We start from the raw sequence: 23473 nt of genomic DNA on the forward strand, positions 1-23473 counted from the left end.
TGTTGATTTCTACACGATCTTGACGACGCGCACCGTTGCGCGCCCCGGTTTGTATGCAAAACAGCACAGTTGGCATTTATTTGTTGTAGCGCTACCAATATTTGATGTGTACCTATGGATATCTTGTCTAGAATCATGCTTTTCATAGGGAGACGCCAACGTGTTCGCTACTTCAACTTTACGTAAAGCCGTCTTGCTGAGCCTGTACGGCAGTGCCGCGCTGGCCATGCTGGCGCCAGAAACCCACGCCCAGACCACCGATGGCGAGATCCAGACCGTGAACGTGGTCGGCTCGCGCCGCGCCGTCAGTTCCGCCACCGACACCACCGTGCCCGTGGACGTGATCCCGATGAACAAGGCGGCCGAATCGGGCGGCAATTTTGACCTGGCCCAGACCCTGACCAACATCTCCCCTTCGTTCAACTCGACCCGCCAGACCGGTGCCGACGGCGCCGACCTGATCGACTCGGCCGCCCTGCGCGGCCTCGGCTCCGACCAGACCCTGGTGCTGGTGAACGGCAAGCGCCGCCACACGACGGCCCTGGTCAACCTGTTCGGCGCGCGCAACCGCGGCAACACCGGCACCGACATGAACGCCATCCCGATGCTGGCCATCAAGGACGTGCAGGTGCTGCGCGACGGCGCCGCCGCCCAGTACGGCTCGGACGCCATCGCCGGCGTGATGGACATCGGCCTGAAGAAAAGCCTCGGTTGCGAAGCCGTGGCCGGCTACAGCCAGTACTCGGTGGGCGACGGCAAAAATTACCTGGCCTCGGCCTACTGCGGCGTGCGCCTGGGCGAAAAAGGCGTGATCGGCATCACCGGCGAATACCTGGACCGGGGCCGCTCCAACCGCGCCGAGCCGGGCAACCCGCGCATCATCGGCGACACCAAGGCCGAGAACCAGACCCTGTACGTGAACGGCGAACTGCCGACCCCGGCCGGCAAGCTGTACTTCACGGCCGGCGCCCAGTCGCGTGACGCGTCCAGCGCCGCCTGGGCCCGCGGCGGCGTGGGCACCGACGACATCCCGTCGCGCAACTCGGCCGCCATGTACCCGAACGGCTTCGTACCCTTCATCAACGGCAAGATCGACGACCAGTACGCCACCATCGGCCACCGTGGCCTGATCGGCGAATGGAACGCCGACTTCTCGCAGACCTACGGCTACAACAAGATGATGTACGACATCAGCCACACGCTGAACGCGTCCATCGCCAACGCCGACCTGCTGGCCGGCGGCAAGGGCATCAGCCCCGACAACTTCAAGGCCGGCGGCTTCTCGTTCCAGCAGCTGACCACCAACGTCGACTTCACCCGCTTCTACGACACCGTGATGAGCGGCCTGAACGTGGCCTTCGGCGCCGAGTACCGCAGCGAGACCTATAAAATCTTCGCCGGCGAACCCGGTTCCTACAGCGACGCCGACGGCGTGGGCTTCGGCGGCAACGCCGGCAGCCAGGGTTTCCCCGGCTTCCGCCCCAGCGACCAGACCAACGCCAAGCGCCACAGCTCGGCCGGCTACGTGGACCTGGAACTGGACCTGAACCCTATCGTCAAGACCCAGGCCGCCGTCCGTTACGAGAACTACAGCGACTTCGGCTCCACCGTCACCGGCAAGCTGGCCGGCAGCGTGCGCGCGGCCGACACCGTGCTGCTGCGCGGTTCGGCCTCGACCGGCTTCCGCGCCCCGTCGCTGCAGCAGAAGTACTTCTCGTCCACCTTCACCGACTTCGTGGCCGGCGTGCCGACCGACGTGGTGCTGGCGCCCAACGGCGGCCCGGTGGCCAACCTGGCCGGCATCCCCAAGCTGAAGGAAGAAAAGTCGACCAGCTTCACGCTGGGCACCACCTGGACGCCTAGCAACAACGCGTCCGTGACGGCCGACCTGTACCAGATCAAGATCAAGGACCGCATCGTGCTGTCGGGCCGCTTCGACTCGACCAACTACCCTGACCTGGCGGCCAAGCTGGCCACGCTGGGCGTGGGCCAGGCCCAGTTCTTCGTCAACTCGGTCGACACCAAGACCAGCGGCCTGGACCTGACGGCCTCGCACAAGACCAACTTTGGCCCCAACAAGATGACCACCTACCTGGCGGCCAACTTCAGCAAGACCGAAGTGACGGGCATCCACGCCCCCGCCTCGCTCAAAGGCTATGAGGACGTGCTGCTGTCCGAGCGCGAGCGCCTGTTCATCGAACAGGGCGGCCCCCGTTCCAAGTTCACGCTGGGCTTCGACTACGTGGCCGGCGCGCTGGAATCGGACCTGAAAGTGATCCACTACGGCCCGCAGACGCTGGGCACCTTCGACGGCACCGCCGCCGGCGTGCCAAACGCGCACTACGAGTCCAAGACCTCGGCCGACCTGGCGTTCACCTACACCATCAACAAGAACACCAAGTTCACCTTCGGCGGCACCAACATCTTCAACGTCAAGCCGACCCCGCAGGACCCGAACGAAACCGACAACGGCTTCAAGTACGACAGCGTGCAGTTCGGCCTGAACGGCGCTTCCTACTTCGGCCGCCTCTGGGTCAAGTTCTAAGCTCAAGTTCTGATGATGTGAGTTCGTGTCACGGCCGCCTTCCCGGCGGCCGGCCAGTGGTTTCGGACCACCCGCGGCACCCCGCGCAGCCATGCGCCGGGTGCCGTTTCCACTTGCAGGGGTGGTAACATTTGCTTACATCTTCCTAACTCAAGGCAACGCCGGGCCGTCATACACTCGGCGCATGCCGGGGTCGCCTCGTACCCCAGCCCCCTGGAATACCTGGAGTTGTCATGCGCCGTTCCCTGCTACCGCTATTGTTATCGCTGCTGCCGCTGCTGGCCTGCGGCTACGCTTATGCCGCCCTGGGCGGCGCCCCTTCCCATTTCGGCACCACGCCGGCCAGGCTCACGGCGCGCAGCCTGGCCGCCACGGCCGCTACAGCAGGCGCACCGGCCGCGTGGACCGTCAGCACCACCACGCTCGATAGCGGCACCGTGGTGCGTGAATACGTGAACCCGGCCGGCGCCGTGTTCGCCGTCAGCTGGAACGGCCCCTTCCTGCCCGACCTGCGCACCCTGCTGGGCCAGCACTTCGGCACCATGACGGGCGCGGCCGCCCAGCGGCCCAAGGCCGGCCACTCGCAACTGGCGGTCGAGCGGCCCGACGTGGTGATCATCTCGAACGGCCACATGCGCGCCTTCAGCGGCCGCGCGTGGATACCCGGCGAACTGCCGGCCAGCTTCAGCCCGGACAACATCGAATAAGGAAGCGCGATGACGACACCATCGAAGCTGGCTGCGCATCCATCGCTCCCATCGTTCACCGTGCAGACCTTGCAGACCTTGCGCCCCCTGCCAGCCATGCGCCGCTGGCGCGCACGCGCGGCCGCCCTGCTGGGCGCCGCCGGCTGCGCCCTGGCGCTGGCCGCCTGCGGCGGCGGAGGCGGCGGCACGAGCGCCGCGCAGGTCACGCCCACGCCGACGCCCACACCCACCCCGGCCGTGGTCAGCATCAGCGCCTCGCCCAGCACCGTCACGCTGGGCCAGGTGGTCAGCGTGACGTGGAGCGCCACCAACACCACCAGCAGTGACTGCACCGCGTCCGGCGCATGGAGCGGCACCCTGCCCACCAGCGGCACGGACGCCGTCACGCCATCGGCCGTGGGCACGGCCAGCTACACCATCACCTGCAGCGGCGTGTCCAACACCACCAACGTGACGGTCAACCCTGCGCCGCTGCAACCGACGGTGAGCCTGGCGCTGACGCCGGCCAGCGTGAGCAGCGGCCAGAGCGCGCAGCTGAACTGGTCGGCCACCAACGCCACGGCCTGCACGGCCGGCGGCGCCTGGAGCGGCAGCAAGGCCACCAGCGGCGCCGTGGCCGTGGCGCCGTCGGCGGCGGGCAGCTATCAGTACACGCTCAGTTGCAGCGGCGACGGCGGCAGCGCCACCGGCAGCGCCACCCTCACCGTGGCCGCCGCGTCCGGCGGCAACAACAGCACCGCGCTGCTGATCGATAACGGCCCGCCCGGCGCCGGCGGCGCCATCAACATCCCCTACGTGAACGTGACCGTGTGCCGCCCCGGCACCAGCGTGTGCCAGACCATCGACCACGTGCTGGTCGACACCGGCTCCTACGGCCTGCGCCTGCTGGCGCCGCTCGATCCGGCGCTGGCGCTGCCGCAGGTGACGACCGCGTCCGGCGCCAACGCGGGCGAATGCAGCAAATTCGTCAGCGGCTATGCGTGGGGCGCGGTGCGCCAGGCCGACGTCAAGCTGGGCGACGAGACCGCGTCCGCCATCTCGATCCAGGTGATCGGCGACAGCGCGGCCAGCTTCGCCACCGTGCCCGCCGACTGCACCAGCAGCGGCAACAACCTCGGCACCCTGTCGGCGCTGGGCGCCAAAGGCATCCTCGGGGTGGGCCTGTTCAAGCAGGACTGCGGCGCGGCCTGCACCCGCTCCACGGCTGGCGGCATGTACTACGCCTGCACGGCGGCCGGCTGCACGGCCAGCACCATGGCGCTGGCGCGCCAGGTGAGCAACCCGGTGGCCGCGTTGGCCGCCAACAACAACGGCGTGCTGCTGGTGCTGCCGGCCGTGGGCGCGAACGGCGCCACCTCGATCAACGGCACCCTCGTCTTCGGCGTGGGCACCCAGGCCAACAACGCCATCGCCGGCGAGAGCATCTACCGCGCCGACAGCAGCACCGGGGATTTCAACACCACCTACAAGGGCAAGACCTACAGTGCCAGCTTCATCGACAGCGGCTCGAACGCCTACTTCTTCGCCGACACCGGCATCCCCAGCTGCACCACCAGCACCGGCTTCTACTGCCCACTGGGCACCCTGAGCCTGACGGCCACCAACGCCTCGTTTGACGGCAGCAACGCCGGCGCCGTCAGCTTCATCGTGGTCAACATGGACGGCCTGTCGAACAGCATCACGGCCGCCTCCATCGGCGGCACGGTCGACAACCGCAGCAGCGTCTCAATCAGCAACGGCTTCGACTGGGGCCTGCCGTTCTTCTTCGGCCGCCGCGTGTTCGTCGTGTTCGAAGGCAGCAGCGCCACGGCCGGCAACGGGCCCTACTGGGCCTACTGACGGCTCTGCAAAAAACCGGGGTCAGGTCATGCTGTCACGCAATTGCGCGGCAGCATGACCTGACCCCGGTTTTTTTTCGCGACGACGGTGTTAGCGGTTAGCGCCCGCGTCCGGTGCGCGCTTCACGCGCGGCGCCGCCTGCGCCAGCGCGCCTGCGCGCGCGGTGCGGCCGCCGGCCCGCACCACCTCGTCCTCCGTGAGCACCAGCGCGCGCTGCTGATGCTGCAGCACGCCCATGCGGCCCTGGTCGAGCAGGAACAGGTCACGCAACTCGAACGGGCCGGTGGCGCCCGCGATCAGCTCCGGCGCGAAGGTCAGCGCGATGCTGCCGCCGCCCGCTTCCAGCCACTGCGCCGCGTCGGCCAGGCCCAGCGGCGCCAGCGCGCCATTGACGATTCCGTACAGCAGGCCGCGCACTTCATAGCGGCCGGCCGCCGCCGTCTGCACGCCCACGTTCAGGCGCACGCCGCCCGTGCCGTCCACCAGCGTCACGTTGCGGTCCAGCTTCGCCACCGGCATCGCCACCGGGAACGCCAGCCGCAGCGAGCGGTCCACGGCCTGTCCCTGGACCGTCGCTTGCGCGTCGGCGCGCACTTCCCACAGGCCGGGTGCGGGCGCCTCGTCGGCGTCCAGCGCCAGCGTGGCGCGCAGGCGGCCGCCGGCGCCGGGCCGGAACGTGACGGGGAACTGGCGCCCGGCCGGCGACACCACCACGCCCGTCAGCTTGCTGACCGGATGGCGGGTGGGCGCGCCGGCGTCGCCTTCGCGCAGGTCTGCCTGCAGCGTCAGGGTCTGGCCGTGCAGGTAGTGCGTGGCGCCGGCCTGCATGGTCAGCGTGTAGGGACTGTCCGGCTCGACCACGTTGATCAGGTAGCGCTGCTCGCCCGCCACGCCGTCGGCGCTCAGCTTGAACGTACCCTTGCCCAGCGATGGATGCAGCCGGAACGCGGAGGTGCCGGGCGCGAACGGCAGCTCGGCCTTGTTCAGCTTATCGTCCGTGACCAGTTGCTCCATGCCGGCGCCGGCTTCGTAGCGCTTGCCGGCGTTGTCCGTCAGCGTCATCGACAGCGGATGGATGGCCAGCGCTTCGCGCGGGCTGGCCGCGTCCAGCGCCTGCACCCGCACCAGCGCGCGCGGCGAGGTGGTATGCAGCGCCACGCCGGCCGCCAGCTGGGCGCCCGTCACGCTGACATAGGACTGGCGGCTTTGCGCCAGGTGCGGCGCGGGCAGCGGCGCCACGGCGTCGGTGGAGGCCCAGCTCAGGGCCACCGCTTCATGCGAGGGCTGGGGTGCGCCGGCCAGCGATGGCGCGGCAGCGGCGGTGGGCGCCAGCACGGCGGCCGGCGACAGGTCGCCCGCCTGTTCGGGCAGCAGTTCGCGCGGCGCGGCACCGGCGCTGCCGGCAGTGGCCACGGCGGCCAGGGCCGACAGATTCAGCAGGATGGTCTTCAGTTTATTGGTGCGTTTCATGGTGTGGTTTCCTCGGCGTTCACAGGTCGTTGCGCAGGATGACGTCCAGGCCGAAGCACTGGCGCCGGCTCTGGTTGTGCGACAGCGTCTCGGCGCCGTTGGTGCGGTCCTTGTCGGAGAACCAGTGGATGCCGGCGCCCTGCTGGCTGGTGCAGTTGAGGAAGCCATCGGAGCAGCTGTCGAGCCAGGCCTGGGTGATCTCCAGGCCCAGGTTCAGCGTGTAGCCGCCGCAGTAGCTGTCGCTGGCGAACGGGTTGCTGTGTACGTCCGTGCCCACCACGTTGTAGAAACCCTTGGGCAGAGCCGGCCGGCCCGGCGTGCCGTACAGCCAGGCCGCGTTGTAGCTGGCCATCCAGCTGGTCTGCTGCTGGCGCACGGCGTCCGTCTGGTAGCCCAGCAGCCAGCCGACGGCATTCTCGAAGATGTTGCCGCTGATGGCCGCATCGGCCAGCGGCGTGCCCAGCGACGATGGCGCCAGCGCGTTGGCCCAGCGGATGGCGCTGATGATGGTGGGGTAGCGGCTGTCCTGGGTGGGATTGGACAGCATCCAGCGCAGCACGTTGCCGCCGTTCGAGTGCGTCTCCACCACCAGGTCGGTGATGTTGTTGTTGACGATGAAGGGATACAGCTGGTCGGCCAGGCAGCCCACGGCGCCGGCCGTCCACATGTACTGGTCGAAATCGCAGTTGATCACGACGTACAGGTTGGGGTTGGGCAGCCCCTGGCGCACCGAGTTGATCATGTCCCAGGTCCAGTAGTTGGTGGCGGCGTCGGTCTGGTGTCCGGTGCCGTGCACAAACGCGACGCCCGTGTTGCCCGCCATCGCCGGCAGCGCCGCCGACAGCGCCAGCGCGCTGCCCAGGGCAGCCCATCGCTTCGATATTTTCATACCTTTGTCTCCATGTTTGGCTTGTTATAGGAAAGGCGCGCTGCCATGCGCGCCGGCGGGATCACCCCGGAACGCAGCGACCAGACTAAGGAAGGTGCGCCCCGCCGGTATTGATCGAACATGACAGGGGCATTGTTAAATCGCGCCAACGAGCAGGCCCCGCGAGCCAAGGCGCCACGCGGCGGATTGTGTCTTGCAAGTGATCGGGGCGGCTGTCATCACCTTGTCATTTCGGCTAGTTACAGTCGCCACCTTTCTATCCCAGTGAGGTAACGATGAAAACGAATCTGGTCCTGTTGGCTGCCCTGACCGCAGCCGGTCTGGTGGCATGCGGCGGCTCGTCGGCACCGGACAACGCCATCCCGGAAGGCACCACCGTCACGCTGGCGCTGCTGGAGACGACCGACCTGCACTCGAACGTGATGAGCTATAACTACTACGCGCTGGCCGACGACACCAGCCTGGGCCTGGAGCGCACCTCCACCCTGGTGCAGGCCGCGCGCGCGGAGAACCCCAACAACGTGCTGCTCGACGATGGCGACGTCATTCAAGGCACGCTGCTGGCCGACCTGCAGGCCGTGGCCAAGCCGGTGGCCTGCGCCGACACGCTGGCCATCCACAAGGCCATGAACGCGCTCAAGTACGACGGCGGCGGCATGGGCAACCACGAATTCAACTACGGCCTGCCGTTCCTGAGCCAGATCACCAACACCGACTTCGGCATCCAAGGCGTGAGCAAGCCGGCCGGCACCTGCGGCGCGCCGACCTTCCCGCTGGTGCTGACCAACGTCACGGGCGTGGCCAGCCAGAAGCCCATCCTGCCGCCGTACGCCCTGCTGCCGCGCGACTTCGCGGCCGTGGCGCCGGACGGCAGCAAGCTGACCGTCAAACTGAACATCGGCATCATGAGCTTCGTGCCGCCGCAAATCCTGGAATGGGACCAGAAGAACCTGGCCGGCAAGGTCGCCGTGACGGGCGTGCAGGAAGCGGCCAGGCAGTATGTGCCCGAGCTGCGCAGCAAGGGCGCCGACCTGGTGGTGGCGCTGTCGCACGGTGGCCTGGACACCAGCGCCTACAGCCCGAAAATGGAAAACGGCAGCTACCACCTGAGCACCACCGGCATCGACGCGCTGATGATCGGCCACTCGCACCTGGTGTTCCCGAAAGGTAAAGAGAGCAACGCGCCGGCACTGGACGCCTCGTTCGCCGCCATCCCCGCCAGCGCCAACGTGGACGCGATCAATGGCTTCGTGAACGGCGTGCCGACCGTGATGGCGCAGAGCTGGGGCCGGCGCCTGGGCATCATCAGAATGACGCTGGCCCGCCAGGGCGGCAAGTGGGTGGTGCAACCAGCAAAAACAACGGTGGAATCGCGCGGCTTCAAGTACACCGACGGCAGCACTGTGGTGAAAGCCGATCCGGCCATCGCACCGCTGGTGGCCACCGAACACGCGGCGACCATCGCCTACGCCAAACAGCCGCTGGGCGTGGCGACCGACTTCGAAATGTCGGCCTACTTCGCGCTGGCCGGCGACGTGAGCGCGATCCAGCTGGTGAACCAGGCGCAGATCGACTACGTGAAGAAATTCATCGCCGCCAGCACCGACACCACCATCGCCAGCTACAAGAACATCCCCGTGATCTCGTGCAGCGCGCCGTTCAAGGCGGGCCGCAACGGCTCGTCCGACTTCACGGACGTGGCGCCGGGCGCCAGCGCGGCCGCGCCGGTGGGCTTGCAGGTGCGCAATCCGGGCGACCTTTACCTGTACAGCAATAACAACCTGCAGGCCGTGAAGATCAAGGGTTCCGACCTGAAGGCCTGGCTGGAGACGGCCGCCAAACAGTTCGGCCAGATCGATCCCACCAAGACCACGGAGCAGGACCTGGTGCCCAGCTACGGCACCATCTACAACTATGACGTGTTCTACGCCGAGAACAACGCCCTCACCTACCAGATCGACGTGACCAAGCCGGTGGGCAGCCGCATCGCCAACCTCAGCTACCTGGGCAAGGCGGTGGCCGATGGCGATGACTTCATCGTGGCCACCAACGACTACCGCGCCGGCGGTGGCGGCAACGTGCCCGGCATCGACGGCAGCAAGACCATCATCAAGTCGCCGGACGCCAACCAGGCCGTGGTCAGCAACTACCTGATGGCGCAAGGCCAGGCCGGCGGCAAGGTCACGCTGGCCAACAACGGCAGCGCGCGCAGCTGGAGCTTTGTGAAGGTGGCCACGGCCGGTCCGGTGATCCTGCGTTCGGCGCCGGGCCACCTGGCGCTGGCGCAAAGCAGCGGCATTACCAACATCGTGGCGGAAGGCGCGCAGGATGCGAACGGCTTTGCCAAGTACAAGGTGGACTTGAGCAAGTAAGCGCGCCATGTGTTCAGGGTCAGGCCCCGCGGGTCTGGCCCTTTTTCAACGATACGGACTAAGCCCGCCATGAAAAACCAACCCCGCAATCCAGGCAGGGGCAGCCGCAAGGGACTGCCCCTTTCCGCATTGGCGCTGATGCTGTCGCTGTCGGCGTGCCAGCTGAACAAACCCGTGCCGGCGCCGGCACAGATCGAAAGCATGTCCATGCGCGCCGCCCAGCAAGGCGATGTGGTGGCGGAGAGCCGCTTGCGCGATTGGGCGCAGCGCCAGGTGCCGGTGGCCCAGCGCGAACTGGGGCTGCTCTACCTGACCCGCCCGGAGCAACGCGCCGAGGCGCAGCGCCTGTTCATGCAGGCCGCCCGCGCCGGCGACACGGAGGCGGCATTCCAGCTGGCCCAGATGCTGCGCAATGGCGCGCCCGGCATCGCTGCTGCGCCGGAGCAGGCCATCCCCTGGTATCGCCAGGCGGCGCAGCAGAAGCACGCCAGGGCTGCGTTGATGCTCGGTATGCTGTTCAATAACGGCGAAGGTGTCGCCGTCGATCACGCGCAAGGCGCGCGGTGGTTGAGCGTGTCCAGCGACCTGGGCAACGCGCACGCCATGTTCCTGCTGTCGAACGCGTACAGTGAAGGGCGCGGCGTGGAGCGGAACGAGGCATACGCCCGCCGGTTACTGGAAGAAGCGGCCGAGCACGAATATCCGCCTGCAATCCAGGAACTGGCGATGACCGTGCAAATGGGCGATGCGCTCAGCGCGAAAGACGAATTGCGGGCCGCGCACTTGCTCAAGGAAGCGAACGAGCACCGGCACAACAACTGGAACCGCTTCTGAGGTTCACCGTCCGGCCCGCAGCCTACATCCCGCCTTGCACATACCCCGCGAAATTCTGCATGATCGTTAGCGCGAGTTGTTGCTCATCCGGGATAGTCTCTTCAGACTCGGCATTGAACACAACCGTCACGGTCACATTTTCGGCCCACGGGTCGAACTGCGCGGAGGCCGTGCGGCCACCATACGAGAGTTCCAGCCGGTTCTGGGGAACGACCAGCGTGAATGTTCCTTCGACATTCGAACCGGAGCCGTCCTGCGTCTCCCTGCGCAGATGGAAGTGGCCGCCCTCGCGCAAATCGACAGTACATTCGGTCGTACGCGCATCGTCAGAAACCGTGCTCCAGCGCTTGATCTCGCCAGCTGTCGTGAAAGCGCGCCAGACCGCGTCGATAGGCGCGGTGATCACGACCGCAGTGGTAATGGTGGTATCCATGTTGTGCCCTCATTATTAGTCATTAAACAATGGTTGAGGCACTGTACCGGACTTTGGGGGCGTGAAAATACGCACTTTGTAACGCCCGCGCTTGCACTTTCTTCGCGGCATCAGCCGGCCAGCTGCGCCAGCTCCCGCGTCATGTTCTCGATCGCCCGCTCGTTGTACTGGTCGGCGAAGTAGGCGTTGCCGAACAAGCGGCCCTGCTCTGCCTTGCGCCGCAGGTGGGCCAGCGCGCCGCCGCGCTGCTCGCGGTACTTCGCCTCCGTCAGGTGGATGTATTCCTGCCGGATGCCGCGCGCATAGTTCTGGTACACCTCCTCGTCCTGGCCCAGGATGGCCAGGTCCACGCTGAGCATGATGTCCTTCAGCCGGTGTTCGACGGCCGCTTCCTGGAAATGGTCGGTAGCCCGTATCAGTTCAGCCGCGTCGCCCATGTCGTGACACAGGCTGCTGCCCAGCCATAGCTGCACGCTGGCTTCCTCGTTCGACACGTCGCCATGCACGGCGCCGTATTCGGCATCATGGAACCAGAACGCCTGCTTGATGATGTCCACGTCGCGCGGGTCGGGCTGGGTGTTGGCGGCCCACACGCGGATCTCGCACAGGCCGTGCACCAGGTGATCGAGGTTGTGGTAGTGGCGCGCCGGGCCTCCATAGGCCGTGCTGCCCGTCAGCCGCACGAACCACTGGTCGGCGTGGGCGATCGATGGCGCGTCCGCGTGCGCGTAATCCCACAGGGTTTCCCATTCCTTGCGCAGCCAGCTCAGTACCCAAGCGTGATAGGCCGGGCCGGGAACGAATTTTTTCATGATCCAGTTCCAGCCGATCGGCCCTTCCAGCGCCTTGACGAAGCTGGAACTGACCGAACCAAGGTCACGCGGCGGCATCACGAAGATGGTCTTGGCGCCTTGCAGCACGTCGACGTTGGTTTGCTGGATCAGGTTTTCGTAGTCGAAATCGGCGGTGGTGCGGATGCCGCGGATCAGGCACTCGGCGCCGTGCTTCTTGGCCGCGCGCGCCGTGTAGTCGCCCTTGACGATCACCACCTGCACGTTGTCCCAGCCCTGCTCGGCGCAACTGAGGGCGATGATGCTCTTGCGCTCCTCGGCGGAGAACTTGGGCTTCTTGGCCGGATTCTCGGACAGGAACACCAGCACCTCGTCCGCCAGCGAACGCGCTTCGCCGATCACCCACATGTGGCCGTTGGTGATCGGGTCCAGGGTCCCGGAAAATCCGATTTTCTTCATTCGCCGCTCCGCCGCATGTCGCGTATCAAAAGCGACATTCTAGCCGGAGCGGTGACTCAGGTTGCAGGAAATTCTATCCGCACCCGCAAGCCGCCCAGGCGCTCCGATTGTTCCAGCGCCAGCGTGGCGCCATGCCGTTCGGCGATGGCCTTGATGATGGCCAGCCCCAAGCCGCTGCCGCCGGCGCTGGCGCCGGGCACGCGGTAGAAGCGGTCGAACACGCGTTCGCGTTCTTCGGGCGAGATGCCGGGGCCACTGTCGTCCACGCACAACGTCACGGCGCCGTTATCGGCGCGCCGGACTTCCACGTCCACCGTGCCGCCGGCCGGCGTGTATTTGATGGCGTTGTCCACCAGGTTGCGCAGCAGGATCACCAGCGCGTCCGGATGGCCGGCCACGCTGGCCTGGTCCGCGTGGTGCAGGCCCAGGTCGATCTGGCGCGCCTGCGCCAAGCCGGCCATGTCGCCCAAGGTGCGGCGCGCCAGTTCCGCCAGGTCCAGCGGCGCCAGCTTGCTGTCGTCCGCCTCCTGGCGGGCCAGCACCAGCAATTGTTCGACCAGCCGCGTGGCACGTTCGATGCCGGCCGTCAGCCGGCCCACGGCCACGGCGCGGGCGCTGTCGTCGGCGGCCCGCTCCAGGCTCAATACCTGCAGCTTGAGCGCGGCCAGCGGCGAGCGCAGTTCATGCGCGGCGTCGGCCACGAAGTGCTGCTGGGCGTCGAACGCCGTCTTCACGCGACCGAACAGCAGGTTCAGTTCCTGCACCAGCGGCCGCACCTCGTCCGGCAGATCGGCGTCGGACACGGGCGACAGATCGTCGGCCCGGCGCGCCGCCACCTGGCGCCGCACGCGCGCCACCGGCGCCAGCGAACCGCTCACCACCCACCACACCACCAGCATCAGCATCGGCGCCATGACGGCGATCGGCCCCACCGTGCGCAGCGCCAGCGTGCCGGCCATGCGCTGGCGCACGGCCATGTCCTGCGCCACCTGCACCGTCTGGTTGCTGGTGGCCACGGAGAAGATGCGGTAGGTGGTACCGTTGGCGCGCACGTTGGAGAAGCCCAGCACGGCGCGCTGCGGCAGCTCGGCGTGCGACTGGGAGCGGAACAACTGCACCCCGTCCGGGGTCCACACCTGCACCACCAGGTCGTCGTTGTCCGATTCCGGATCGGACGCGCCGGCGCCGTTGGCCAGCGGCACGCTGGAACGCAGCGACAGCGCCATCTGCTGCATGTGGTAGTCGAAGATCTGATCGGCGTCGTACAGCGCGCTGCGGTAGGCGATCATGGCCTGGGCCACGGCCGCCATGGTGATGGCCGCCAGCAGGAACCACAGCAGGCGGCCGCGCAGCGAGTGCGTGACGGGGACGCGCGGCACTTTCACCTTCGGCACTTTCACCTTCATTCCTTGGGCACCATGTAACCGAGGCCGCGCACGTTCTGTATCAGTTCGCTGCCCAGTTTCTTGCGCAAGCCGTGGATGTACACCTCCACGGCGTTGCTGTTGACTTCATCCTTCCAGCTGTACAGCTTCTCCTCCAGCTGGTGGCGCGACAGCACGATGCCGGGGCGGGCGATCAGCGCTTCCAGCACGGCCCATTCACGGGCCGACAGGTTCACCAGTTTGCCCTCCACCGTCACTTCGCGCGTTTGCGGGTTGACCGTCACGCCCTTGTGCTCGAACACGGGTTCGGCCCGCCCGGCCGAGCGGCGCAGCAGCGCGCGGATGCGGGCCAGCAGCTCGTCCAGGTCGTAGGGTTTGAGCACGTAGTCGTCGGCGCCCGCGTCCAGGCCGGCGATGCGCTGCTCCTTGGCGTCGCGCGCCGTGGCCACCAGCACCGGGGTCAGCTCCTTGCGCGCGCGCATCGAGCGCAGCACTTCCAGTCCATCCTTGCGCGGCAGGCCCAGGTCCAGCAGCACCAGGTCGTAGGTCTGGGTCTGCAGGGCCGTGTCGGCCATGTCGCCATCCTTGACCCAGTCCACGGCGTAGTGCTCGGCCCGCAGCAGGTCGAGCACCACTTCGCCGATCATCGTGTCGTCTTCCACCAGCAGAAGTCGCATGTGTTTCCTTTCTGGGCATTACCCCAATCGCACGGGAATGAAGATCTTCTCATCCCCGCGCTGGATCAGCAAGGCCACCGACTTGTCGGACTTGGCCACCACCTCGCGCACCTGCTCGATGCTGTTGACCGGTTTGCCGTTCACGGACAACAGCACGTCGCCCGGCTGCACGCCCGCGTTGGCGGCCGCGCCGGCGGCGTCCTCGATCACCAGGCCACCGGCCACGCCCGCTTCACGCTTCTCCTGCGGGTCCAGCGGACGCAGGGCCAGGCCCAGTTTCAGCTTGCCGCTGGCGCCATGGGCAGGCTGGTCGGCGTCGGCCGTCTTGTCGGCGGCGTTGGCCAGGGTGGCCGTCAGGTCCACGGATTTACCCTGGCGCCAGACTTGCAGCGTCACTTTTTCGCCCGGCGTGGCCATGCCCACCACGGCCGGCAAATCGCCGGAGCTGACCACGGTCTGGCCATTGAGCTTGCGGATCACGTCGCCCGGCTTGAGGCCGGCCTTCTCGGCCGCGCTGCCGCGCTCCACGTTCGACACCAGCGCGCCTTCCGGCGTGGGCAGGCCGAACGAATCGGCGAAGCCCTGGTTCACTTCCTGCACCGTCACGCCCAGCTTGGCGTGCACCACCTTGCCGGTGGACACGATCTGGTCCTTGACCTTGTTGGCCACGTCGATCGGGATCGCGAACGACAGGCCCTGGTAGCCGCCCGTCTGGCTGTAGATCTGCGAGTTGATGCCCACCACTTCGCCGCGCGTGTTGAACAGCGGGCCGCCCGAGTTGCCGGGGTTGACGGCCACGTCGGTCTGGATGAAGGGCACGTTACCATCGGGCAGCGAGCGGCCCTTGGCGCTGACCACGCCGGCCGTCACCGTGCTCTCCAGGCCGTATGGCGAGCCGATGGCCAGCACCCACTCGCCCACTTTCAGGTCGTTGGCCTTGGCCAGCGGCACCACGGGCAGGTTCCTTGCGTCGATCTTCAGCACGGCCACGTCGGTCTTGGGATCAGAACCGAGCACCTTGGCGCGGAACTCGCGGCGGTCCGTCAGCTTGACGGTCACTTCGCTCGCATCGCGCACCACGTGGGCGTTGGTGAGGATCACGCCGTCCGGGCTGATGATGAAGCCGGAACCGACGCCATGGGTGGGCACTTCGCGCATGCCGCGCTGCTGGCCCTGGAAGCGGCGGAAGAATTCGAAGAACGGGTCGTCGCCGAACGGGTCGCCGCCACGGCGGCTGGCCTGGTCGCCCATGTCCATGGCCGTCCTGGTGCTGCCGGTGACGCTGATGTTGACCACGGCCGGCCCGTTATGGGCGGCGATGACGCTGAAGTCGGGCAGCGTCATGAGCGGCGCCGGCACCGGGGCGGCGGCCACGGGCGCAGCGGCGGACGCCACGGTCAGGCCGGGCGCGGCGGCGGCCACGGCATTGTTTTGATGGACTGCGATGGCACCTCCCGCGGCAAGCACGCCCGCGGCGGCCACTGCCAGGGTAAGACGCTTGACGGTCATCGATCCGAACAGAGTAGTTTGAGACATTGCGGCACTCCTGAATTGAATGAGGTTGTTGACGTATCCAATATGGAGCACAAGACTTAGGCGCCGCTTAACCTTGGGCATCGTCTGTTGCGGCTGCGCAGGCGGGCGAAGCCAGGGCGCTACGACACGCTGCGCACAAACGGCGCTGGCCGGACGAGCCGGCCAGAGTCTTGCTGCGAATTGTATTGCGCGGGGCGCGGCGGGCCGTGCCCGGTCCGCGCCTTTGCTACCGTGTTGGCTACCTTATGCGGCCTGGCGTGGCTGTTCCAGCGAGGTCACGTTGTCGCCGCCGATGACGATCTTGCGGGGCTTGTGCGCCTCGGGCACTTCACGCACCAGCTCGATGGTCAGCATGCCGTTCTCGAACGCGGCGCCGGTCACCTTGACGTGGTTGGCCAGCTGGAAGCGCTGCTCGAAGTCGCGCGCCGCGATGCCGCGGTGCAGATAGGTGCGCTCCACGCCGTCGCGCTGCTTGCGGCCCACGATGTGCAGGGTGTCGCGTTCGGCCGTGATGTCGATCTCGCTGCGGTCGAAGCCGGCCAGCGCCATCACGATACGGTACTTGTCTTCCGACACCAGCTCGATGTTGTAGGGCGGATAGCTGGGCTGGCTGTCGCCGCGCTGTGCGTCGTTGAGCAACTGGGCCAGACGGTCGAAGCCAATGGCGGAACGGTACAGGGGGGTCAGGTCGAAAGTACGCATGGTGGATATCCTTTTCAAGTTAAGCGATATAAGGGTGCGGTCCCCTTCTGGGCAACCGCTGAGTCCCATATACGGCGTGCGGCGGCGCTTTCAAGATCTTGAAAAACGATGCCTCCATCCCCAGACGGCGAAAAATTTTCAAAAATTTTTATCTGGCCTGGCGGCCGGCATGATGGCGAGATTTATCAGTTTCCCCCGTGCTACACTCGCCAGCTTCCTGACATCGCCACCGCAACAACCATGACCGCGACCAAGACAGCAACCCCGTCCCGTCTGCCCCGCCTGCGCGCCACCGCGCTGCTGGCGACCCTGATGGCCACCGGCCCCGGCGCGTACGCCGATACAACGGCTGCGAACGCCGACCCGGCTGCGCGCGCCGCCACCATCGCGGCGCCCGGCGACCAGCCCTATCCGGGCACCATCGTCCTGAAAGTGGACGCCAGCAATACGGCCCAACAATTTTTCCGCATCCACGAAAGCATCCCGGTCCAGCCCGGCAAGCTGACGCTGCTCTATCCGCAGTGGGTGCCGGGCAACCACGGCCCCAGCGGCCCGCTCAACCAGTTCGCCGGCCTCAAGCTGACGGTGGACGGCAAGCCGCTGGACTGGCAGCGCGACACGGTCAATGTGTACGCCTTCCACGTCGAGGTGCCGGCCGGCGCCACCACGCTGGAAGCGGAGTACCAGTACCTGTCGCCGGTAGAAGCCAACCAGGGCCGCACCACCATGACCGGCGACATCCTCGGCGTGCAATGGCACGCGATGGTGCTGTACCCGGCCGGCTACCGCACGCGCGCCATCCCGGTCCAGCCCAACCTGACCCTGCCGGCCGGCTGGCAATACGGCACGGCGCTGGAGACGGATCGGCGCAGTGGCGACGACGTGGCCTTCAAGCCGCTGGACCTGGAAAAACTGGTCGACTCGCCCCTGTTCGCGGGCCGCTATTTCCGCCGCTTCGACCTGGCGCCGGGCGCCAGCGTGCCGGTGCACCTGGACGTGGTAGCCGACTCGGCCGAGGCGCTGGAAGCCAGGCCGGAGCAGATCGAACTGCACCGCGCCATGGTCACCCAGGCGCTCAAGCTGTTCAATTCGCAGCACTACGCGCACTACGATTTCCTGTTCGCGCTCAGCGACGAGTTCGGCGGTATCGGCCGTGAGCACCATCAGTCCAGCGAGAACGGATTAAAGACCGGCTACTTCACGGACTGGGCCAAGAACGAGGGCGAGCGCAGCTTGCTGCCCCATGAATTCACCCACTCGTGGAACGGCAAGTTCCGCCGCCCGGCCGGCCAGGATGTGCCCGACTTCAACACGCCGCTGCAAAATGCCCTGCTGTGGGTGTACGAGGGCCAGACCCAGTACTGGGGCGAGGTGTTGTCGGCCCGTTCCGGCCTGATCAAGCTGGAACACATGCGCGAGCTGTTCGCGGCAATGGCCGCCCGTTACGATATGGTGCAGGGCCGCAGCTGGCGCGCCGTGCAGGACACGACCAACGACCCCATCATCAACGCCCGTCGTCCGCAGCCGTGGAACAACTGGCAGCGCGCCGAGGACTACTACTCGGAAGGGGCCCTGATCTGGCTCGACGTCGATACCAAGATCCGCGAAATGTCGAACGAGCGCCGCTCGCTCAACGATTTCGCGCGCAGCTTCTTCGGCGTGGACGATGGCGCCAGCGTGGCGAACTACTACACGTTCGAGGATGTGGTGCAGGCGCTCAATGCCGTCCAGCCATACGACTGGGCCAGCTTCCTGCGCACGCGGCTCGACGGCCACGGCCCCGGCGCCCCGCTCGATGGCCTGGCCCGCGCGGGCTGGAAACTGGTGTACACGGACAAGCCAACCGATTTCCTGAAGGCCCAGGAAGACTTGAGCAAGTGGGCCAACTTCCAGTACTCGCTGGGCTTCTCGGTCAGCGCGGACGGCAAGATCGACGCGCTGCGCTGGGATGGTCCGGGCTTCCGGGCCGGCCTGTCGGGCAGCACCACGCTGCTGGCCGTCAATGGTCGCGCCTACAAGGCCGAGGTGCTGCGCGCCGCCATCACGGCCGCCAGGGATGGCAAGCATCCCATCGAATTGCTGGTCAAGAAGGGTAATCTGTACCGCACCGTGGCGCTCGACTATCGCGACGGCCTGAAATATCCGCGCCTGGAACGCCTCCCCGGCACGCCCGATCGTTTGACCACCATTTTGCAGCCGCTCAAGTAAGCCGGCCCCAGGTCGGCGCGGCGGCGCAGCCTGCGCCGCCGCCGGATGGTGTATGCTAACAACATGAACAAAGACACCGACATCCAGCTCAGCGGCCCGTTCAAGGCCACCGACGGCTCCGGCCGTGCCCACGACATCAAGGCCATCCGCATTTTCGACGAAGGCTATGGCGCCATCGACGTGTACGTGGATTTCGCCGGCTCCATCGCCGGCCTGTACAAGGACAAGACGCTGATCGCGGCCATCGTGGCCCAGTTGCGCACCACCGGCTACAAGGGTCCCGTGCTCACGCCGGGCGACCCCGTGCTGCAGGAAAACAAGCTGATGGTGCTGGAAGCGCCCGACGAATTCAACGCGTATGCTGCCGGCAAGGGCTGGAAAGACCTGGCCGAAGAATTCGACGACGACGAATAAGTAGTCATTTCAAGAAACCCGCGGCGTCGCTTGTGCCACGCCGCGCGGCGTAGCGTCCCTGCCCTGCCGGCACCTGCTCTCCCAACCACCGCTAGCCAAACAAGCCGTGCAAGTACCAGCGCGGCTCGGCCTGCCCGTCCGCGCTGGCCAGGCGTTCCCGATATACCCAGTAGTGCGCATGGTCCTGGCCTTCGGCGATGAAATAGTCGCGGGTCTGGGTCTGGCTCCACCAGCCGGCCTCGATGCGCTCGCCACTCGACATCATTTTCAACGGTGAACCGTAGAACGGCCGGTGGTCGCGCATCAGCAGCGCGACCGGCTTGGCCAGCAGCCATGCCGGCCGGGGCAGGCTGGGCATGTCCGGCGGCAGCTGGGCGCGGGCGTCGGCGGGACGGATCTTTTCCTGCACACTGACCCACTGGTTGGCCAGCTCCGGCCGGTAGTCGGCCAGCGGCACGGCCTGCAGCACATTGTCCGGCCCCAGCCGCGCCACCAGCAATTCGAACAGCCGCTGCCGGTCCTCCTTGCTGCCGCCCGGTTCGGGAAACAGCGACGCGTTGGGCGGGATCATGGGCCGCACTTGCGGCGCTTCCAGGCACAGGCCGATCACGGGCGCTTCCAGCACCAGCTTGGCCAGCCGCTCCTTGAGCAGGCGCAGCAGGTGCTCGGCGCGCCAGGTCGGTTCGGCCAGCACGATCTCCAGCATCGTGGGCGGGCGCGCCACCCTGCCCCGCTCATGCTCCAGCGCCAGGCTGACGCGCTCGACGGCGAACTGGCGCGCGCACAGCCAGCCCGTCATTTGCAGCAGCAGCCGGTGCGCGCCAAACAGCAGCGCCTCCGCATGCTCGACCCGGTCGAACAGCTCCACTTTGGCCCGGAAACTTTCGGGCGCGGCCAGCCATTCGAACAGCTCGGCCGTCTGCCCGTGCGCGCCATCGAGCATGTCGAGCAAGGCCCGGCCGCAGCGGCGTTGCAGGCCGGGACGCGGCAGACGGCGCAGCTCGCCCACGGTCAGGCAACCGATGCCTTCGAGCCAGCTCAGGTAGGGCCGTGCGGGCGGCAGCAAGCTGCACGGCAGGCGCGCCACGCGCCGTTCCAGCGTCGCCATGGTTAAACTGCGACCGCCGCCGCTACGGGCCAGCAACCAGGCGCCGCGCGCCGTGGGCGCGCAGCCCAGCGCGGCCGTGAAGCCCAGCGCCTGCAGGCTGGCCAGCACTTGCCGGCACAAGGTCCGCACGCCGCCGAACAAGCGCAAGCTGGCGCCCACATCCATCAATAGTGTCGCCTCCTCGCCTTCGGCCACCTGGGGCGTGAATTGCAGCAGCGCCATGGCCACCGCCTGCAAGGCCTCCGCCTCCAGCGCGGGCGCGCGCTGGTGCAACTGGGCCTGCGGCGCCAGCATCAGCGCGCCGCCGCGCCGCATACCCGGCTGCACGCCGGCGGCCTGCGCCTGCGGCGATGCGACCAGCACGCGCTCCTGTTCCAGCACCACGCTGCCCTGGTCAACCGACCAGCGCGGGCAAAACACTTCGAGCGGGAGCCGGGGCAGGTAAAGGCCGATCCAGAGACGCATGACGCTGCAACAAAGAAGGGGTGAGGGGCAGGAACAGCGGCGCATCGCGCTGCGGTCCCCGGCGCTTGACGAAGCCGAGCTCGATGCCGCCGGCCACCGGCCGCAGCGACAGGCGCAACGGCGCCGGCGACGCATCCTGCGCGGCCGCCAGCGGACGCAGCATGCAGAACAACGTGTCGCCGCTCTGGGCCGCCAGGTGCAGCCGGCGCAGCGTCTCGCCGCGCGCGTGAGCCTGCCACAGCAACAGCGCGCCGCAGCAGCCGCTGCGCAACACCTGTTCCGCCGCCCATAGCGCGTCGGCACTTTTGGCGCCGCTGCGTATCCAGATCAGCTGCGATGGCGGCAAGCCCAGCGCGGCCAGCGCCAGCGCCTGCGGCACATGGGGCGGCTGCAGCAGCACGATGGGACGCTGGCCCAGGCTGGCCAGGGCCGGCCGCAACAGCCTCAGTTCGCCACTGCCGGGTTGCTGCACCAGCAAGTCGATCAAGGTGCCCAGCGGCCAGCCGCCGCCCGGCAACTGCGCCGACAGGGCGGCATAGCCTGTGTCGACGCAACGGGTGCTGCTGTGCGCCAGTTGCGAAGCGAGCCATAGCGACGGATGCACGGCTTCGGGCGCGGCAATGGGGGCAGCAATGGGGACAGAACAGGGCATGGGAGGTGAACCACTCAAAGGCAAAAATACTGTATAAATACACAGTACTATCTGCACCCGATTTTGGCAAGGACTATCTGCGGCCGGGTGCGCTTCGATATAGGAAACCTTGCCCATGCTGTAACATGCTGGCGATACACTCAACCAAGCAATCGCCCATGCAAACCATGCAAATGATCGGCGCCGCCCTGTTCGGCCTGGCACTGCTGCACACTTTCGCCGCCAAGTCCTTCGACGTGCTGGCCCACCGCCACCCGCGCCATGCGGGCCTGTTCCACCTGCTGGGCGAAGTGGAGGTGGTGTTCGGCTTCTGGGCCTTCGTGCTGGTGGTGACGATGGCGCTGCTGCAGGGCGGCCACGCCGCCATCGAGTATGCCGAAACGCGCCAGTACACGGAGCCGCTGTTCGTGTTCGTGGTGATGGTGGTGGCCGCCTCGCGGCCCGTGCTCGACATCGTGCAGCGCACGCTGCGGCTGCTGGCCCGGCTGCTGCCGCTGCGCGCGGAACTGGCGCTGGTCTGGCTCGGCCTGGCGCTGGTGCCACTGATGGGTTCGCTGATCACGGAGCCGGCCGCCATGACGCTGGCCGCGCTGATGCTGGCGCCGCAAGTGTTCCGCCAGGGGATGCCGGAATGGCTGAAGTACGGCGCGCTGGGCGTGTTGTTCGTCAACGTTTCGATCGGCGGCACGCTGACGGCCTATGCCGCGCCGCCGGTGCTGATGGTGGCCACCACCTGGCAGTGGGACAGCGCTTACATGGCCAGCCACTTCGGCTGGAAGGCCGCCATGGCCGTGCTGTGCAATGCCACCGTCATCACCTTCCTGCTGCGCAGCCACGTGCGCGCCGCCGCCGCGCAAACGAACGAAGCGGCCGGGCCGCCGGTGCCGCTGGCCGTGGCCGCCGTGCACCTGGCCATCCTGGCCGCCGTGGTGGTGCTGGGCCACCACCCCGTGCTGTTCCTCGGCATCTTCCTGCTGTTCCTCGGCTTCACCCAGGCGTATGAACGCTACCAGCAGCCGCTGATCATCAAGGAAGGCTTGCTGGTGGGCTTCTTCCTGGCGGGACTGGTGGTGCTGGGCGGGATGCAGCAATGGTGGTTGCAACCGATCGTCTCCGGCCTGCCGCCCGTCGCGCTGTTCTTCAGCGCGCTGGGCCTGACGGCGATTACCGATAACGCGGCACTGACCTACCTCGGCTCGCTGATCGAAGGCATCTCCGCCCAGTCGCAGTACATGCTGGTGGCCGGCGCCGTGGCAGGCGGTGGCCTGACCGTGATCGCCAACGCGCCCAACCCGGCCGGTGTATCGCTGCTGCGGCGCGGCTTCCAGGATGAGTCGATCGGCGCCGTGGGCCTGCTGCTGGGCGCGCTCGCGCCAACGACCATGGCGGCGCTGGCATTTTTGATCTGAGCAGTCAAGCCCGCTGGACCAGAACACGATTGACGCAAATTAAACGTTGTCCATTTTCCTGTCCTATTATGGGTAAATGCCGTTCACAAGGAACGGCGCGTACTGACACACAGGGAGATCAACATGAGCTATCTGGATCGTGACATTTTCGGTATCTACAAACACTCGGACAAAAGCGGCCCCGGCCCGCGCCTGATGGGGGCGGACACACTGATCGGCGAAGACGTGTATAACCAGAACGACGAGGACCTGGGCGACATCAAGGAAATCATGCTCGACATGCAGACCGGTGAAGTGGCATACGCCGTGCTGTCGTTTGGCGGCATCGCGGGCATCGGCGAAAAACTGTTCGCCGTACCATGGGAACGGCTGTCGCTCGACACCGTCAACAAGCGCTTCGTGCTGGACGTGGACAAGGAAGCGTTGAAGAACGCCCCCGGCTTCGACAAGGACGACTGGCCCGACATGACCATGGATGACTGGGCCAACCAGGTGCACACGTTCTACGGCACGGGCCCCGGCACCAGCCACCACTGACCATCCAACCCGCCACTGGTCCTGCGCACCAGTGGCGCCGC

The 23473-nt window shown here is 67.0% G+C and carries 19 protein-coding genes; 9 read left to right on the forward strand and 10 right to left on the reverse strand.

Features of this window, described 5'->3' with window-relative positions; translation table 11 throughout:
- The first annotated feature begins 160 nt into the window (after positions 1 to 160).
- From H3H37_RS21650 to H3H37_RS21660, 3 genes are all read left to right on the forward strand, one after another.
- A complete protein-coding gene (locus tag H3H37_RS21650; protein WP_182166414.1) occupies positions 161 to 2545 on the forward strand; it encodes a TonB-dependent receptor plug domain-containing protein in 2385 nt (794 codons plus the stop codon).
- Positions 2546 to 2778: 233 nt separating this feature from the next.
- Positions 2779 to 3252 carry a DUF2844 domain-containing protein gene (locus H3H37_RS21655; protein ID WP_182166416.1) on the forward strand — a complete coding sequence of 158 codons (474 nt, stop codon included), beginning with the start codon at positions 2779 to 2781 and terminating at the stop codon, positions 3250 to 3252.
- Positions 3253 to 3261: 9 nt separating this feature from the next.
- On the forward strand, positions 3262 to 5091 hold the full coding sequence (locus tag H3H37_RS21660) for a DUF3443 family protein (protein WP_229218961.1): 1830 nt from the start codon (positions 3262 to 3264) through the stop codon (positions 5089 to 5091).
- A gap of 90 nt (positions 5092 to 5181) precedes the next feature.
- Here the strand turns inward: H3H37_RS21660 and H3H37_RS21665 are convergent, their stop codons facing one another.
- Both H3H37_RS21665 and H3H37_RS21670 read right to left on the reverse strand, forming a co-directional pair.
- Positions 5182 to 6561 carry a DUF4785 domain-containing protein gene (locus H3H37_RS21665; protein ID WP_182166418.1) on the reverse strand — a complete coding sequence of 460 codons (1380 nt, stop codon included), beginning with the start codon at positions 6559 to 6561 and terminating at the stop codon, positions 5182 to 5184.
- A gap of 19 nt (positions 6562 to 6580) precedes the next feature.
- On the reverse strand, positions 6581 to 7450 hold the full coding sequence (locus H3H37_RS21670; protein ID WP_182166420.1) for a hypothetical protein: 870 nt from the start codon (positions 7448 to 7450) through the stop codon (positions 6581 to 6583).
- Positions 7451 to 7725: 275 nt separating this feature from the next.
- Between H3H37_RS21670 and H3H37_RS21675 the strand changes: the two genes are divergently transcribed.
- Both H3H37_RS21675 and H3H37_RS21680 read left to right on the forward strand, forming a co-directional pair.
- Complete coding sequence (locus H3H37_RS21675) at positions 7726 to 9822, forward strand: bifunctional 2',3'-cyclic-nucleotide 2'-phosphodiesterase/3'-nucleotidase (RefSeq protein ID WP_182166422.1); 2097 nt, start codon at positions 7726 to 7728, stop codon at positions 9820 to 9822.
- Between the two features lie 69 nt (positions 9823 to 9891).
- Positions 9892 to 10656 carry a tetratricopeptide repeat protein gene (locus H3H37_RS21680; RefSeq protein ID WP_229218962.1) on the forward strand — a complete coding sequence of 255 codons (765 nt, stop codon included), beginning with the start codon at positions 9892 to 9894 and terminating at the stop codon, positions 10654 to 10656.
- A gap of 22 nt (positions 10657 to 10678) precedes the next feature.
- On the opposite strand, the gene H3H37_RS21685 is transcribed toward H3H37_RS21680, so the two are convergent.
- The 6 genes from H3H37_RS21685 to H3H37_RS21710 all read right to left on the reverse strand — a co-directional run bounded on the left by H3H37_RS21685 (position 10679) and on the right by H3H37_RS21710 (position 16639).
- Positions 10679 to 11089 (reverse strand): SRPBCC domain-containing protein, encoded by a 411-nt coding sequence (locus tag H3H37_RS21685; RefSeq protein ID WP_182166424.1) that lies wholly within the window; start codon positions 11087 to 11089, stop codon positions 10679 to 10681.
- A gap of 110 nt (positions 11090 to 11199) precedes the next feature.
- A complete protein-coding gene (gene coaD / locus H3H37_RS21690) occupies positions 11200 to 12339 on the reverse strand; it encodes a pantetheine-phosphate adenylyltransferase (protein ID WP_182166426.1) in 1140 nt (379 codons plus the stop codon).
- 56 nt (positions 12340 to 12395) lie between these two features.
- Positions 12396 to 13745, reverse strand: coding sequence for an ATP-binding protein (locus H3H37_RS21695; protein ID WP_182166428.1), 1350 nt, complete (start codon positions 13743 to 13745; stop codon positions 12396 to 12398).
- Positions 13742 to 14401, reverse strand: coding sequence for a response regulator (locus H3H37_RS21700; protein WP_182152158.1), 660 nt, complete (start codon positions 14399 to 14401; stop codon positions 13742 to 13744). The genes H3H37_RS21695 and H3H37_RS21700 overlap by 4 nt, the downstream gene beginning before the upstream one ends.
- Positions 14402 to 14419: 18 nt before the next feature.
- A complete protein-coding gene (locus H3H37_RS21705; protein WP_182166430.1) occupies positions 14420 to 15937 on the reverse strand; it encodes a DegQ family serine endoprotease in 1518 nt (505 codons plus the stop codon).
- Positions 15938 to 16180: 243 nt separating this feature from the next.
- Positions 16181 to 16639, reverse strand: coding sequence for an Hsp20 family protein (locus H3H37_RS21710; RefSeq protein WP_182166432.1), 459 nt, complete (start codon positions 16637 to 16639; stop codon positions 16181 to 16183).
- Positions 16640 to 16879: 240 nt separating this feature from the next.
- Here H3H37_RS21710 and H3H37_RS21715 point away from each other — a divergent pair, with 240 nt between their 5' ends.
- Both H3H37_RS21715 and H3H37_RS21720 read left to right on the forward strand, forming a co-directional pair.
- On the forward strand, positions 16880 to 18847 hold the full coding sequence (locus tag H3H37_RS21715) for a M61 family metallopeptidase (RefSeq protein ID WP_229218963.1): 1968 nt from the start codon (positions 16880 to 16882) through the stop codon (positions 18845 to 18847).
- Between the two features lie 63 nt (positions 18848 to 18910).
- Positions 18911 to 19261, forward strand: a complete 351-nt coding sequence (locus tag H3H37_RS21720; RefSeq protein ID WP_182166434.1) for a hypothetical protein — start codon at positions 18911 to 18913, stop codon at positions 19259 to 19261.
- Between the two features lie 91 nt (positions 19262 to 19352).
- Here H3H37_RS21720 and H3H37_RS21725 read toward each other — a convergent pair whose 3' ends face one another.
- Together H3H37_RS21725 and imuA are read right to left on the reverse strand one after the other, a co-directional pair.
- Entirely contained in the window at positions 19353 to 20834 is a 1482-nt protein-coding gene (locus H3H37_RS21725; RefSeq protein ID WP_182166436.1) for a Y-family DNA polymerase, read from the reverse strand.
- Positions 20764 to 21486, reverse strand: a complete 723-nt coding sequence (imuA, locus tag H3H37_RS21730; protein WP_182166438.1) for a translesion DNA synthesis-associated protein ImuA — start codon at positions 21484 to 21486, stop codon at positions 20764 to 20766. The genes H3H37_RS21725 and imuA overlap by 71 nt, the downstream gene beginning before the upstream one ends.
- A gap of 158 nt (positions 21487 to 21644) precedes the next feature.
- On the opposite strand from imuA, the gene H3H37_RS21735 reads away from it, so the two are divergent.
- Positions 21645 to 22895, forward strand: coding sequence for a putative Na+/H+ antiporter (locus H3H37_RS21735; protein WP_182166440.1), 1251 nt, complete (start codon positions 21645 to 21647; stop codon positions 22893 to 22895).
- A 123-nt stretch (positions 22896 to 23018) separates the two neighbouring features.
- Entirely contained in the window at positions 23019 to 23432 is a 414-nt protein-coding gene (locus H3H37_RS21740; RefSeq protein WP_182166442.1) for a PRC-barrel domain-containing protein, read from the forward strand.
- Positions 23433 to 23473: the final 41 nt, after the last annotated feature.

The organism is Rugamonas brunnea, from assembly GCF_014042345.1.
Lineage (GTDB): Bacteria > Pseudomonadota > Gammaproteobacteria > Burkholderiales > Burkholderiaceae_D > Rugamonas > Rugamonas brunnea.